Genomic DNA, 15,355 nt, shown 5'->3' with positions numbered 1-15,355 from the left:
TAATACAAAGAAGCGTGATTATCAGAAAAAAAGCAAATATAAGCTCCGAGATTCACCGGCCCGGGTCAGCCATCTTTCAGAAAGAGATTTCTGCGCTTACTCAGTATTTTCTCCAATTCATAAGAATGAGTGACCAGTCCGAATAATTCACTTGCTACGATCTGATTTATCCGCCAATCTCTGATCGCTTTTTCATCGTTTTTAACCAGAACGTAGTCCTTTTCCTGTTCCAACACAACAAAATTCACCTTATTCTCTTTATTTCGGGAAGCATTTGTCCACTGAACGATCAGGGGATTATGGGCCGTGACGATGAACTGTGTGTTGACGAACCGCTCACTCAGAAATCTTATCATATCACGCTGCCACTGCGGGGGAAGATGCAGATCAATCTCATCAATCAGCACAATCGCAGGTTCGGCAAGGGGATCAGGGCTTTCAGGGTATCTTTTAATGAGACGGTAGGACAAATCCGCCATCCAGGCGATCATGGTCTTATATCCCAGACTCAGATCATTCATTGAGACCCATCCGTAATTTGTTTTAAACTGAGCTTGCGGACTGGTCCGGTCCTCACCTGATATTCTGAAATCAATGTCCGTGACACCGGGAAGAAAACCGATGAAGACTTCTCTGAGCAGTTCCAATTTTTCCTTACACACGTCACGAATATCCGAAGGTTTGCTGGCCGCGTAATCTAATTTCAGCAGCCATTGTTCGGCATTGAGAAGGGACGCATTATCGTCAAACAGACTGATACCATGATAATCATACCGTGCCTTGTCTGCAAGAGAACCGATTCCCATTCGCCGTAATGCGCCGTAGCTGTAACAGACAAGTCCGCCAACTTTGGCGGCTTCTTTTAAATTGGAATTACGGTTTCCATATGTCCCTCGGAAATAAAACTCTTTAATAACCTCGCCTTGTTCACTTCCTGTCAGGGTGTGACCCGATAAAATGGCACCGGATATGAACAATTCATTTTCCCCTCTGTAAACGCTGGATTCCCAATTATAATCCCCAAGAAATTTTGACGCTCTCGGCATCATGACTTCAGGTTCATCCAGAAGCACAGATGAAACAGGCTCAAGCATTGCCAGACACTGGAGCAAAGTTGTTTTTCCTGTGCCGCTGTTTCCCAGGATGACTGTCCACTGGGCAGGCTGGTCATTCCCTTTGGAAAGATCAAGGATTTGTCTCGGGCCGAAGCACCTTATATTTTCCACGGTAAGAGATAGGAAATAGGCGGGAGGAAGATTCTCATCATTGTTTTCTTCTGCTTTAACTTCGTCCTCTGCTACCATTTTTCATTCCCCCTGCTTTCCTGTCACCTGCTGAATATCAACCTTTATAATCAGCGTGTTTTTCAATTTTGTTTCTGAATAATCAAATGAGCGGTCTGAATAATGCCGCATAATAATATCCAGTGCTTTGCGCTTTGATTCAGGATCGTCCGGAAATGATGCCTCACCAAAGCCGATAACGCTTTTGTATTTCATTCCCCATTTGCAGGCATTTTCATCGCTTTTGATTTCGTGATCAATATCAAACTCAAAACAGACCTTGTTATTTTTTCTGAGGATATCTGTTTTTCTGCCTTTTTGGGCAGAATGAAAATACAATGAATTATCCTTGTATCCGAAACACAGCGGCACGACATATGGATATCCGTCATCTGCCAATCCGAGCCGACAAACTTCCGACCTTTCAATGACAGACTCAATTTCAGCCCTGTTCGTAATTTCCTTGTCTTTTCTTCTCATGTTGTGAACTCCTGATACTCGCTACGAAAAATATCTGCCGCATAAGGGAATTCGAAATAAATAATATACCCGATACAAAAAACGTAGGGTGGGTGGAGCGAAGCGGAACCCACCGCACAAGGTGGGTTCCGCTTCGCTCCACCCACCCTACGTTTCGGGTATTTTATTTTTGGGGAAATCCCTAAGTACCTGACCATAAGTTTTCGATATTCGCCCGGAAAAGAAACCCGGGTTTTTCTCAAAGAATCAGTTCCTTCTCCCGGCGGAAAGAAGCCGGGTTTCTCTGTCACCCGCAGAAAAACAGGTACTTATTTCTTTATCTGAGCATTTTGAAAGGGAATAACAATAGGATCAAGAATATCCTCCAGATTTTCTGACACAAAATTTGGCAGCGCAAAAGCGGCAATGTGTATTTTTGGATTATAATAACGGGTTGAAATATCTGATGTTTCAACACGGTCAGGATCAAAGTCTCCTATGGGACAAATCCCTTTGGACGCGTAACCAAAACTCCACAGCCCTCCGGGATAAGTAAGGGTGGAAAACAAATAGAGTTGCAGTTTTTTGAAAAACGGACGCTGATTCAGGAGCATGGTTCGCTGAATGTCATGATCGTAAAACGGCGATTCAGCCTGGGTGATCATAATGCCATCCGGGCCAAGTATGGCCGAAATTTTTTCATAAAAAGGCCGACTGAAAAGAACAGCCCCGGGTCCCACAGGATCCGTGGAATCCACAATGACCACATCGAATATCTCCTGTGTGTTGTCCACATATTCTGTCCCGTCTTCAATGCAAAGTTCAACCCGGGGATTGTCCATTTCACAAGACACAGAGGAAAGATGGGTCCGACAGGCATTCACCACGAGTTCGTCTATCTCAACCATAACCACCCGTTCCACGCCCGGGTGTTTCATAATCTCACGAACCGTGCCGCCGTCCCCGCCGCCGATCACAAGCACCTGTTTTGGCGAAGGATGAACAAAAAGAGGCACATGTGCGATCATTTCATGATAAATGAACTCATCCCGCTCAGACAGCATGATGATGCCGTCATTGAGCAGCATGATCCCGTGTCCGTATGTCTGAACAATATCCACCTTCTGAAACCGGCTCTGGCCCGAAAAAAGGGTCTTTTCAACTTTGAAGCTCAGTCCGGTTGTATTCTGGTGTATTTCTTTCACCCATAATTCTAATCCCACACTGGTGTCCATTTGTCTGTTCCCTCCGTAAAGAAACTTGTTTTATCTGTACTCCCTGACCTGTTGTCAGTTGTCTAGTCAGTCTTACCCAATCAGGGTTTCCGAGGCTGTTATCTCCTCATCTGCCGGACCGGACGCTGCATCCTGAGATGATATGGCCGGAAACTGAAAACCGACGGGTGCGCACTCAATTTCGGTTTATAATTCAAAAAAGTGACCGCATACCCGGAATCAAACTCATACAGGCTTTTTTCCATCATATCATACCCCGGGAAACCATTTGCAACAGCAGAATGTGATGAGGAGAAATGATCATCCTTACTTGTTGTCAGAACAATGGAAAATCTTTTGGGTTTGAAAGCAGATACCACTTTCTTTATTATTCCGGAATAGTCTTTTTCAATAATGTTTGTTTCAAAACTCACATAAGCACTTTCAGGCTGAGGCGTGATGTGAACCGTAAAATAATTTGTTTCAAAAATTCCGTTCAGAGAATATCCATACGGAGAAAACAGACAGTCGTCAATACGCATTTCCCGGGAACAGATATCATACACACCGGAACGCTCTCGGGCCTGAATGGCTGTCCTGGAATTCTTTTCGTAAAAAATTTCCATGATAAAAGGGTCTGGATCATTTAACAGAATCTGAAGGGTCGCATCCCGCTCGGGGCCGGCATCTGCCTGGGACCAATAAAAAACATTCACATGATCATCATTCGCGGGTCCGAATCGGTAAATCTTTCCCGGACAATAGGCCGTGATAAAGGCTGTATCATCTTCAAAACTTGACGGCTGATCATGAGGAAACAAAAAATTTTTCTGTTCATAAAAAACAAATGCGACATTGTCTCTGCCCACAATACTGAGAATTTCAGGCAATGCCCTTGCAAGGGTAGTTCTTCCGCAGGTGATCATCAGAATACGATCGTCCCACACAAAAAGACTTGATTCAGACAATAGATAAGCGTCTAGCGCGTGTGTTGATATTTTGCTGATAACAGCAGCTCTGCTTGCTTTTACTACGTTGTCCCAGCGATTGTCAATGTTTGAGCGCAAACTTGTCTGAGGAGAGAAAAGAATAATTTCAAGTTTTTTTTCAGCGCCTTCAAATTTCATGGTTATGCCCTCACTTCTTTATCATCCCAGTGTCATCAGAGATCGCCAGCGATCATATTCTGTTTTTACCGAAAGCCCCTGTTTTTTGAGAATGGCGATGATTTTTTCGTCATTAAATCTCAGATAGGGATTTATTTTGAATTCATCATCCAATGTGGAATAAACATGATTCGGATCATATTTTTCCAGAAATGTGTCAATATTTTTGTTATCCGGTTCAAGATGCCTCGCAAATATCATGGATTCATGGACATAATCATGACCCGCGTAAATAATGGTTTCCTTATGAAACGATGTGAGCAGTTTCACGGAGTTGAAAAAGCTTTCCACGTCTCCGGAAAAACAATTCCCAACGGTTCCGTTAAACAGCGTGTCACCGGTGATAAGGGTCTTGTCCAGATGAAAACAAAGGGAATCCGCTGTATGTCCGGGTGTGTGATACACTGTAATCTTGTTTCCTTCTATTTCAATGGTCCCGGTGTCACGCAAAGTTTTGTTATCCAGAAATCTGGCTCCGGAACGATCAAGCACAGTTCGGGTTCCGGTTGTATGGTCCGGATGGGAATGCGTGTTTGCGACAAAATCAAGCCTGAGATCATGTTCGCTGATAAAAGAAAAAATGGCTTCAACTGCTCCGGCGTCAATAGCCAAAGCAGATCTTTTATCATAAATCAAATAGGTAAAATTATCCGACGAATATCGCAACTGTCTGACTTTCATAATATTTTTCCATATTTAAAATGGATTGACGCGAATTATACTCAAAAAGCGCAAACCCGGATTTCCTCTGAAAAAATACAGGATCGTTATTAACTCAGCAGTGAAACGTTCAAAATTCAACGTCAGAAGTTGTTCCGTAACCTTTTGAAATCACAGGGCGGCATATGCCGCCTCGGAAAATGTCGGTGTCATTAATTTCAGGAGGTTATGAGAACTTACAACTGTCGAGTTATTAAAAATCACAAATTATAACGCTTGGAAGTATAAAAAAAGACAGTACAGGGTGGACAGAAAAAGGGCTGACCACCCTACATACTGGATAAACTCAGCAGGCGGTGATGGCAGCAGAAGATATACAACCCGGAGCCTTTGGCAAGACATGCCAGCGACATATTGAGTTGTGACGCAAGTTTCACCGCGAGAGCGGTTGGGCGGGATACGGCAAGAATAACAGGGATGCGGGCCCTGGCAGCCTTCTGAACAAGTTCGTAGCTGATACGGGAGGACAGCACCAGAAGGGAAGCGTCCCGGAGTTTGCGCGCAAGGAACAGCTTTCCAATGGCCTTGTCCAGCGCATTATGGCGGCCCACATCTTCAGCGACAGACAAGAGTTCATAATTTGAATTGTAAATCGCGGCAGCATGGGACGCGCGGGTATGGCCGCGTAAGGGCTGGTGCCGGGGAAGCTGGCCAAGGCAGTCCGCCGCTCTGCCGAGGTCTGTTGTTTTACCGTCTTCCAGGGGGTGAATCGTCTGATAAAGATCATCCACAATCTCTTTGCCGCAGAGGCCGCAGCTTGTCTGGCTGATAAAGCCGCGTCTTTCAAGATGCTGAGGAATTTTTTCCTGTCTTGATTTTGACAGGGTCACGGTCACGACATTGGTTTCCGAGCCGTCGCAAAACCCGATGGAGGTGAAATCATCCGGGTCATCCGCAAGGCCCTCTGCAAGACAAAACCCCGCGACATGGGCAATTTCATCCCCCGGGGTTCGCATGATAACCGAGTAAGGATTTCCCTGGATGCGTATGGAAAGCGGTTCTTCACCGACAAGCTTATGCGGGAGAGATGTGCTTGTCCCTTTGTTCCAGTGGATCACCTGATGGTCCAGATATGTGGTCATCTTATAAAGCCTCCCATGTAAAAATCATCGGATCTGCCAGGGCATTGCAGGCCCTGGCTGTTCTGATTGTTTCAGAATGGAATACGTTTAATAAGGCCATGGTCAGACCGGCAGAGGCAAGCATGGGAAGATAAGCCTTTTCCAAAACAAGCTTTTTTTCCTTGTTTCCTTTGCCAGTGGTGAGGTTTGAAACGCCTGCAATGGTTCTGACATCAAATCCCAGAAGATCAGGAAGGGTCTTTATGACTGACATCACTTCCATTGCCTGAATATTTCCGTTTTCCCACAGAACAGGCACAACAACCGGGTCTATGATCAGACGGTCTTTATCCAGTCCCGCGTTTTGAAATTCATTGTAAAGTTCCATGGCCACGTTCAGGCGTTCTGATTCGTCAGGAGGAACATGGCTGTTGGGATATAAAAGATAACCGATGATATCAACATCAAATTTTTTTGCCAGCGGAAGGATGGACTCAAGTTTCGCAGGTTCCAGGGAGAACCCGTTGATGACCGCTGTTTTTTTGTTGGCCCGGAGACCGGCTTCCACGGCTTTGGAGTTTGCCGTGTCAATGAGAATGGGAAGGCTTGAAACCTCCTGAACAGCTTCCACCAGAAAGGTCATTTTTGCTTCAGGGTCCCGGGACAGGGGGCCTGAGTTTATATCCAGCATTTCCGCACCGGCTGCCTCACATTGCTTTGCCATTTCCTGAATCGGGTCCGGTCGCATGGTTTTGAGAGCGTTTTCAATGGTCTTGTTTGTGATTTGTATGTTATCTGCGACAAGTATCACGTTTTTCGGTCCTTTTCCTGATGCCAGGATTTTTCCAGAAACATTAAAGAATCTTTCAGATTATCATAGGAAAAAACTTCCAGTGACACCACACCGCTGAATGCTTCTAATATTCCCATAACAAGGCTCATATCCGCTTCTGAGAGATGGTTTAAGGCTATATGATCCTGATTGTCTTTCACCCCGTGAAGATGGATAATTGACGTGGTCTGATAATATTTGTTATAAACAAAGTCAAACGGAATCTTGTATAATATGAAGTGTCCGATGTCAATACAAATTGGAAGCTGAAACGTATCTATGATGCTTTCCACCCATTCAAAAGGATAATCCAGGGTTTCAATTGAAAGGGACTCGCTGCTTATGCCTGTGTCAAGCAGGCACGCCACATTTTTATAAGCGGTTTCCTGCCACCGTTCCACAACCTCTCTTTCCTGGGAATTTTCATCATAGGGCAGATGGAGCGTGTGGGTGGAAGGGGATAACGGCGCGGTAAGATCAATGACCCGCTGTATTGCTTCCACTGCGAGATGTGCTGCTGACGGATCATTATCTGTCAGGGACAGGTCCGTGGGCAGGTGAACATTATAAGTGAGATCAAATTCTTCCGCCATCCGGGACAGTGTTTTTATCTCATGTTTTGACGGAAGGCCCTCTTCCGCGCTTTCAAACATCAGGAGTTCAATTTCATCCACATAAGGCCCCAGCATTCTGACATTGGGGATATAATTATCCGGATATATGAAGGAAGTGGTCCCGAGTCTGAACGGAAATGCGTTTTTATATGATTTAGGTAAAGATGCATGCATAGGTTTTTAATTCTCAATTCTCAATTCTCAAATAATCAGGCCAGCGTCTGCCAGTCCTCGCCAATACTGTTAAGCGTAAGCGGGTTTTCCGGTGTTTTCTCCGGAGTGCGAAAAATACTTTTTCGCAGGCGCAAAAATAAAATTTTTGCGCTCCGGATCCGTTCCTCCGGAGTGCGAAAAATGCTTTTTCGCAGGCGCAAAAATAAAATTTTTGCACTCCGGATCCGTTCCTCCGGAGTGCGAAAAATGCTTTTTCGCAGGCGCAAAAATAAAATTTTTGCACTCCGGATCCGTTCCTCCGGAGTGCGAAAAATGCTTTTTCGCAGGCGCAAAAATAAAATTTTTGCACTCCGGATCCGTTCCTCCGGAGTGCGAAAAATGCTTTTTCGCAGGCGCAAAAATAAAATTTTTGCACTCCGGATCCGTTCCTCCGGAGTGCGAAAAATGCTTTTTCGCAGGCGCAAAAATAAAATTTTTGCACTCCGGATCCGTTCCTCCGGAGTGCGAAAAATGCTTTTTCGCAGGCGCAAAAATAAAATTTTTGCACTCCGGATCCGTTCCTCCGGAGTGCGAAAAATGCTTTTTCGCAGGCGCAAAAATAAAATTTTTGCACTCCGGATCCGTTCCTCCGGAGTGCGAAAAATGCTTTTTCGCAGGCGCAAAAATAAAATTTTTGCACTCCGGATCCGTTCCTCCGGAGTGCGAAAAATGCTTTTTCGCAGGCGCAAAAATAAAATTTTTGCGCTCCGGATCCGTTCCTCCGGAGTGCGAAAAATGCTTTTTCGCAGGCGCAAAAATAAAATTTTTGCGCTCCGGATCCGTTCCTCCGGAGTGCGAAAAATGCTTTTTCGCAGGCGCAAAAATAAAATTTTTGCGCTCCGGATCCGTTCCTCCGGAGTGCGAAAAATGCTTTTTCGCAGGCGCAAAAATAAAATTTTTGCACTCCGGATCCGTTCCTCCGGAGTGCGAAAAATGCTTTTTCGCAGGCGCAAAAATAAAATTTTTGCACTCCGGATCCGTTCGGAACTACCTGAGTCAAAAGCATTGCCAGTCCCCGCACGGAGGTGTTTTTGGGTTTGCATAAGTTTTCCGCCTGGCAGAACGGGGCATCGCGGGTTCCGTTCTGCTCAAACCATCCCACTGCTCAACGGCTGGCAACGTCGAGATCGCCTGCCTCCTCGGAGTGGATTTCGTCCGGCACTTCGCTGATTAGCACGGCCACAGGATTCAGATCCGAGGCACACGCCTTCAACCCCAGTCTCTGCGCCTCCGGCGGAATGGCTCCGCCCCCGCGAACGGATCGTGAAAAACAGGCAGCTTATCCGGGTCATTTCCGGTTTCCTTACAAGTCAGTGTCCATGATTTTCAAATCTGCACAAGTTGAATATCCCCGGCAGCGTGTATCCGTAAATATTAACCATAAGAATAGGGCGTTCCGGGTGTTGTGTCAATCCTTTTCTTTGTGTGAAATACTACAAATATGCCGTCCCTGCGGGACGTTTCAAACACGCTGTCAGAATCACCAGTCATGAATATCGGATTTTACCAAAGGAAGCTTGCCCTTTTGGAAAAATTGTGTTACATTTTTTTTAAAAAATTTTGTCAGGAATTTATCCGGCAATACAGACGCAGCTTTAACGCTCTATTAAGGACGGAATATTTGTAGCAACAGGTTTGCAAGCCCCCTGCCAAGCACCCCGTAGGGGCGGGGCGGCATGATGAATGCTGTGAATATGCCGCTCTGACGGGAAGTTGCGTCGGAGAAACCCGGGTTTTTCCTTTGTCCGAGACGCATCATGCCGGAAAAAAAAGCCGGGTTTCTTCCACGGACTGATATTAAAACACAGAGAAACCCGGCTTTTAAAACGCAGAGAATCCCGGGTTTTTTCTTTGTCCCAGACGCATCATGCCGGAAAAAAAGCCGGGTTTCTTCCACGGACTGATATTAAAACACAGAGAAACCCGGCTTTTAAAACGCAAAGAATCCCGGCTTTTTTCTTTGTCGATGAGAGTTTTACAGTTTTTCCTAACACTTAACACCTAACACTTAACACCTAACACTTAACACCCAACACCTAACACCTGACACCTAACACATAACACTTTTGGCAAAAGCGGCTTTTATGATTTCCCGCTCAAAAAATATAAAACCTGAACATCAAATATAGGGCAACCGACATATGAATACAAAAGACTATATCAGTTTGGAAGATGAGTTTGGCGCGCGCAATTATAAACCACTGGATGTGGTTTTGAATCGTGGAAAAGGCATATGGGTCTGGGATGTGGAAGGCAACAAATATCTCGATTTCCTTTCTGCATATTCCGCAGTGAATCAGGGACATTGCCATCCGGAAATCATGCGGGCTATGACAGAACAGGCTAAAAAACTGACGCTCACTTCCCGGGCTTTTCGCAATGATCAGTTAGGACTCCTTTATAAAGAACTCTGTGAACTGACCCATTCGCACAAGGTGCTTCCCATGAATAGCGGCGCTGAGGCCGTGGAAACCGTGATCAAAGCGGTTCGAAAATGGGGATATAAAATCAAACGCGTGCCTGAGAATAAAGCTGAAATCATTGTATGTGAGAATAATTTTCATGGCCGGACCATTGCCATCATCGGATTCAGCACAGATGAGCAGTACAAACACGGATTCGGCCCCTTTGCCCCTGGTTTCAAAGTTGTTCCTTTTGGCGATGCAGAAGCCCTGAAAAAGGCTATTACACCCAACACAGTGGGGTTCATGGCTGAACCGATTCAGGGAGAGGCCGGTGTTATTATTCCGCCGCAGGGATATCTCAGGGAGGTCAGAACACTCTGTGAAAAGCAGAATATTATCATGATTTTGGACGAGATTCAGACCGGCCTGGGTCGGACAGGCAGGCTCTTAGCTGAGGAACATGAGGGGATTGAGGCGGATGTGACACTGATCGGCAAAGCCCTTTCCGGGGGATTTTATCCCATTTCCGCGGTCCTGTCCAATACAGATATTCTGGGGGTTTTTATGCCCGGAGACCACGGCAGCACTTTTGGCGGCAACCCCCTTGCCTGTGCCGTGGCCCGTGCTGCTCTCAGTGTGTTAACAAAAGAGAACATGATTGAGAATGCCGCTGAAATGGGAGCATATTTTCTGTCCCGGCTGAATGATATCCAAAGTCCTCATATTAAGGAAATCCGGGGAAAAGGGCTTATGATCGGGGTTGAGCTTGTCCCTGAAGCCGGGGGCGCACGCAGGTTTTGTGAGGAACTGATGAAAAAAGGATTGCTGTGCAAGGAGACCCATGAGAACGTCATCCGTTTTGCGCCGCCGCTCATCATTACCAAACAAGATATTGACTGGGCTGTGGAAAGAATTGAGCCTGTGCTGAAAAAATAAATTCAAGTGTCTGATTTCGGAAATTAATCTTTTTTTGCTACACCTGACTAATTTAATTCTGACGGGTGAGTCGAATATCAGACCTCTCACCGTGATGAATCTGACGGGTGAAAGACCTCCGAAGTTTTGAAAACCTCAGAGGTCTGATGTCATCCGTCATAATCATTGCGGTCAGGAATTCAGTCTCTTTTGCTATAGAAATTTTGTATAAGAAAGGGATTAAATCTGGGGCGTCTAAAAACAGCCTTTTTGGCTTAATTTTTTTAACTACAATTTGGACCTCTTCATGTAATCAATTATAGATTCATCTTGATAATATATAGTTTGATTGTTATTTTAACATATTTACCATACTATTATGTCAATATTAATAAAATTACGAGGATTATTATGAGTTCAAAGTCCAAATTGATAAAAAGCAGAGATAACTGGAAGAAAAAAGCGATTGAACGTGGCAAGAATGCACGTTATCATGAAAAAGAAAAGCGCCGTATTAAAAAAGAGCGTGATAAATACAAGAAAGATGCCGATGAAGCCAGAAAACAACTGGAAAAAGAACGTCAGAAAAATACTCAGCCTGTTCACAACAAAGAAGAACTTATCTATATTTGTTTGAAGCTTTTTATAGTTGCTCATATAAGTTTCCGAGCGGTACCGAGAGTTCTCAGAGTTCTTGCTGATTACTTGGGAATAACAAAAGTCCCATGTGTTCAGACAATTATTAACTGGGTCACCCGATTATCCGTAGCAAGACTCCGAAATGCCGTCCCGCTGCGCGGGGCTGAAATTAACAGCAATCCGTTTTCCAACGGCTTTGTTTATATAATAGATATCAGTATTGCCTTAGGAAAAGGTAAAATTCTTACTTTGCTGTCATTGAATGCTAACCATCATGATTTGAATGAAACCGCTCCTACTCTTAAAGATGTAAACTGCGTTGCTGTTTCAGTAGCAGTATCCTGGACTGGTGAGGCCATAGCTGATTTTTTGAAAAAAGTTATCGGTATCGGGGGAATGCCGGTAGCATATCTCAAAGACGGAGGAACAGACCTTGCCAAAGCTACCAGGCTTTTGGCGGAACAAGGCCTTCCCAGTGTCAGCATTGACGATATATCACACACTGTCGCTAATCTTTTAAAACATGAATATCAGAATCATCCGATGTTTGATATCTTTATCTCTGCGGTCGGTAAAGTTTCAAAAAAATTCAAACAGACTGTTCTTGCCTGTCTTGCACCTCCGAAGGTTTCAACAAAATCAAGATTTATGAACCTCCGCCGCCTGGTGAATTGGGCGGCTCAGTTGCTCAGACATTCTCCGAGAGGTCGTGCCCCAAAGGGATCCGTCCTTTCAAAGCTGCGAGCAGGCATTGATCAGATTCCGAGGTGCAGAAATTTTATAGAATGTTTTCTTCGCGACTCAGGTACTCTTTCAGAATGCCAGAAAATACTTAAAACTAAGGGGCTTAACCTGGAAACTTATGAAGAAAGTAAAAAGCTGCTTGAAGCCATTCCTCCGCGATCATCTGTGCGTACAGGTTTTACTAATTGGTTAGACAAACATATCATAATTGCCAAGGAGCTTAAATTAGAAAATATAGGAATGCCAATAACTTCTGATAATATAGAGTCTCTGTTCGCAGTTTCAAAGCAACATGGAACCGGAGAGATAAAAGACGCCAATCGCATAGCTCTGCGCATGCCCGCCATGTGTGGTGAACTGACCAGAGAAGATGCCCGAAGAGTCATGAATATCAGTCTCAGAGAGCAACAAGAATTTTCAGAGTCTTTATTTTCTTTAACCAAACAACGTCGTAAAATCCTGGCAAACCCTGGCAGTCTTGAAATACTCTCGGATAAAACAGCAGAAAATTCTGAGTTTATTCCGGAGTCCGAAAAACGAGCAAAAAAAATTATAAATATAAATATTTCAAGTAATTGTAAAAAAATAACCGGCCCCCTGACCGAGTTGGAAAATCGAGCTGAATCGCTCCCGGAAATTAAGATTTCAGAGGCGGCATGCGGATAAAGTTTTTTTAGGTCAGAGGGATGGTCCAAAAAGCAGTCAAGAAATCGGAGTGAATTTAGACGCCCCAGATTAAATCCTCCTTCTTATACGAAATCCTTGTAGCGAAAAGAGTTTTTATAATTTTATATTCCGCTATGTAAGGAGCTGGTGTTTATGAAAAAAATTATATTTGCACTGATGATCGTCAGTTTGACCAGTTTAGCAGATGCTCAGGAAATCAAACTTGTCACGGAAAACTGGCCCCCTATGAATTATGAAAAAAACGGAGATGTTACAGGAATCGCCACAGAAATTGTGCAGGCCACGCTGAATAAGGCCGGTATCAAAGCATATCCTCATATTTATCCCTGGGTACGGGCATACAGGATGGCATCAGAGCAAAAAAACGTGCTGATTTATACGATACGAAGAACCCGGAAGCGGGATCCGCTTTTTAAATGGATATGTCCGCTTGTTCCTTCGCAAAGTGTGTTTTTATATAAACTGAAAAAAAGAACTGATATTGTCATTAATTCATTGGAAGATGCGAAAAAGTACACCGTGGGTGAGGTCAGGGGCGATGCCGGAGCTGATTTTCTTCTTAAACACGGATTTGTAAAAAATAAAAATTTGGAACTTGTGGCGAGAGGCGAGCAAAATATCAAAAAATTATTTGCAGAAAGGATCACTCTGATCCTTGATACGGAACTTTCGCTGGCCTATCTGACGAAATCTGTTGGTAAGCCTTTTGATCAGTTGGAAAAAGCATTCTTACTATATGAAGGAGGGGAGGATATCTGCATGGCTTTCAGCAAAACAACTCCGGATGAACTGGCAGAACGAGTGAGAGCAGCTTTTGAGGAAGTCAGAGCCGAAGGTACGCCAGAAGCTGTTATGGAAAAATATTTAAAAAGTCTTAAAGAAAGATAAAAAAGGTAATCTGATACACTGGCGGGAAAGCAGATGAGTTTTTGTAATTGCTGTCAGATGCGGTGAGGAAAATATCCGCTCTTATATTAAACCAAATCCCTGTGGTTTTATTTTTTTTGAGATTCGGATGTGTTTCGGATGTGGCGATTCACAATCTCAGTGCCTGCTTTGCCTGCCACTGCGTCCTCTATGGCCTCAACAGAAGTGATGACCGCTCTTTTTCCGTGGTTTCGGGTAAAAAACCGCATAACCGCCTCGATTTTGGGCTTCATGGAGCCGGGGGGGAAATGCCCCTGGTCTGAATACAAAGCAGCTTCCTCAGATGTCACGGAGCAAAGGAGTTTCTGTTCAGGTTTGCCATAGTTCAGAAACGCGCCGTCAACATCTGTTGCAATGATGAAAATATCCACACCAACTTCCTCTGCCAGTTTTGCGCTGACCAAATCCTTGTCAATCACCGCGTCCACGCCATGAAAGCTTCTTTCTTCCCGGATAACCGGTATGCCTCCGCCGCCGCAGCAAATGACAATGAAGCCCATGTCAATGAGTTTTCTGATTTCATTCTTTTCCACAACAGTGACCGGTTCAGGAGAAACCACCACACGCCGGTATCCTTTGGCAGTTTTACGAGTGGGATAGGGAACGAGTTTTGCCTGTTCTTTTGTATAAACAGGGCCGATGGGTTTTGAGGGATTTTGAAATCCGGGATCATTTTCATCCACGACCACATAAGTGATGAGGCTTACAAAATGATGCTTGCTGTCAATTCCCAAATCCATCAGCGCGCTGTCCAGAGTGGATTCGATCATGTAACCGATCTGTCCCTGGGTCTGGGCCACCAGAATCTCCAGCGGCAATTTGGGAACCGCGTCACAGCATTCCTGCTGTAACAACAAATTTCCCACCTGAGGCCCGTTGCCGTGGGTAATAATAATCTTGTATTTTTCGGAAAGCCTGGCAATTTGCCGAATGGGGATTTTCAGGTTTTCAAACTGCTCTTTAACAGAGCCTTCCTGGCCTTTTCTGATAAGCGCATTGCCTCCGAGGGCGATGAGAAGGGTTTGTTTTTTCATGATCGGGCCTTTCTGATCTCAGACTGTCAGCAGATCGAAAAATTTCCGGACTGTGCGCGGTGCGGCAAAGAAACCCGGCTTTTTTCCAGTGGCCGGAAAAGGCCGGGTTTCTCCTCCGTCCAGACTATTGTCAGCAGGTAAGTTCATCATTGAGTTAAAATTTAGCAGAATGATCACAAAATAGCAACTTAAAAAGGAAAACTTATTTTTTCCACGTTTTTTCCTGGCCTTTTTACGCTTTCAGATTGTCAATTGAACCCCTTCGAAAACAAAAAAAGCTGATCCCGATGAAAGGGTCAGCTTTAAAAATGGGGCACGGACTGGTCCGAACCAGTTTCAAATAAGAGCATATATGTCAGTCTCTTAACCAAGGCGGATGAAATAAATAATACATCATGTTATCTTACCAATGGCCCAGATGTTGAAAACCGTTCACTGAATT

13 protein-coding genes are annotated in these 15,355 nt (G+C 44.6%); 3 read left to right on the top strand and 10 right to left on the bottom strand.

Annotated elements, in window-relative coordinates; translation table 11 throughout:
* Positions 1-65 precede the first annotated feature (65 nt).
* The 9 genes from dnm_RS17705 to dnm_RS17665 all read right to left on the bottom strand — a co-directional run bounded on the left by dnm_RS17705 (position 66) and on the right by dnm_RS17665 (position 8,605).
* On the bottom strand, positions 66-1,304 hold the full coding sequence (locus tag dnm_RS17705) for an AAA family ATPase (protein WP_207678245.1): 1,239 nt from the start codon (positions 1,302-1,304) through the stop codon (positions 66-68).
* Positions 1,305-1,307: 3 nt separating this feature from the next.
* Positions 1,308-1,763 carry a pyridoxamine 5'-phosphate oxidase family protein gene (locus dnm_RS17700; RefSeq protein WP_207678244.1) on the bottom strand — a complete coding sequence of 152 codons (456 nt, stop codon included), beginning with the start codon at positions 1,761-1,763 and terminating at the stop codon, positions 1,308-1,310.
* 308 nt (positions 1,764-2,071) lie between these two features.
* Positions 2,072-2,977 (bottom strand): polyamine aminopropyltransferase, encoded by a 906-nt coding sequence (gene speE, locus dnm_RS17695; RefSeq protein WP_207678243.1) that lies wholly within the window; start codon positions 2,975-2,977, stop codon positions 2,072-2,074.
* Between the two features lie 98 nt (positions 2,978-3,075).
* Positions 3,076-4,083 carry a hypothetical protein gene (locus tag dnm_RS17690; RefSeq protein ID WP_207678242.1) on the bottom strand — a complete coding sequence of 336 codons (1,008 nt, stop codon included), beginning with the start codon at positions 4,081-4,083 and terminating at the stop codon, positions 3,076-3,078.
* A 21-nt stretch (positions 4,084-4,104) separates the two neighbouring features.
* Positions 4,105-4,803, bottom strand: a complete 699-nt coding sequence (locus dnm_RS17685) for an MBL fold metallo-hydrolase (protein WP_207678241.1) — start codon at positions 4,801-4,803, stop codon at positions 4,105-4,107.
* A 308-nt stretch (positions 4,804-5,111) separates the two neighbouring features.
* Complete coding sequence (gene fdhD, locus dnm_RS17680) at positions 5,112-5,924, bottom strand: formate dehydrogenase accessory sulfurtransferase FdhD (protein ID WP_207678240.1); 813 nt, start codon at positions 5,922-5,924, stop codon at positions 5,112-5,114.
* 1 nt (position 5,925) lies between these two features.
* Positions 5,926-6,714 carry a dihydropteroate synthase gene (locus tag dnm_RS17675; RefSeq protein WP_207678239.1) on the bottom strand — a complete coding sequence of 263 codons (789 nt, stop codon included), beginning with the start codon at positions 6,712-6,714 and terminating at the stop codon, positions 5,926-5,928.
* Positions 6,711-7,523, bottom strand: coding sequence for a cobamide remodeling phosphodiesterase CbiR (gene cbiR, locus dnm_RS17670; protein WP_207678238.1), 813 nt, complete (start codon positions 7,521-7,523; stop codon positions 6,711-6,713). The genes dnm_RS17675 and cbiR overlap by 4 nt, the downstream gene beginning before the upstream one ends.
* Positions 7,524-7,558: 35 nt before the next feature.
* Entirely contained in the window at positions 7,559-8,605 is a 1,047-nt protein-coding gene (locus dnm_RS17665; protein ID WP_207678237.1) for a hypothetical protein, read from the bottom strand.
* A gap of 1,098 nt (positions 8,606-9,703) precedes the next feature.
* Between dnm_RS17665 and rocD the strand changes: the two genes are divergently transcribed.
* The 3 genes from rocD (at position 9,704) to dnm_RS17650 (ending at position 13,840) form a co-directional block, all read left to right on the top strand.
* A complete protein-coding gene (gene rocD, locus dnm_RS17660; RefSeq protein ID WP_207678236.1) occupies positions 9,704-10,903 on the top strand; it encodes an ornithine--oxo-acid transaminase in 1,200 nt (399 codons plus the stop codon).
* Positions 10,904-11,293: 390 nt separating this feature from the next.
* Positions 11,294-12,931, top strand: coding sequence for a hypothetical protein (locus dnm_RS17655; RefSeq protein WP_207678195.1), 1,638 nt, complete (start codon positions 11,294-11,296; stop codon positions 12,929-12,931).
* A gap of 153 nt (positions 12,932-13,084) precedes the next feature.
* Entirely contained in the window at positions 13,085-13,840 is a 756-nt protein-coding gene (locus tag dnm_RS17650; RefSeq protein ID WP_207678235.1) for a substrate-binding periplasmic protein, read from the top strand.
* 107 nt (positions 13,841-13,947) lie between these two features.
* On the opposite strand, the gene arcC is transcribed toward dnm_RS17650, so the two are convergent.
* Positions 13,948-14,913: a carbamate kinase gene (arcC, locus tag dnm_RS17645; protein ID WP_207678234.1), complete on the bottom strand. Its 966-nt coding sequence runs from the start codon at positions 14,911-14,913 to the stop codon at positions 13,948-13,950.
* Positions 14,914-15,355: the final 442 nt, after the last annotated feature.

Origin of the sequence: Desulfonema magnum, assembly GCF_017377395.1 — a bacterium.
GTDB lineage: Bacteria > Desulfobacterota > Desulfobacteria > Desulfobacterales > 4be13 > Desulfonema_C > Desulfonema_C magnum.
Note: the sequence above shows the minus strand (reverse complement) of the source record. Positions and strands in the feature narration are given on the sequence as shown.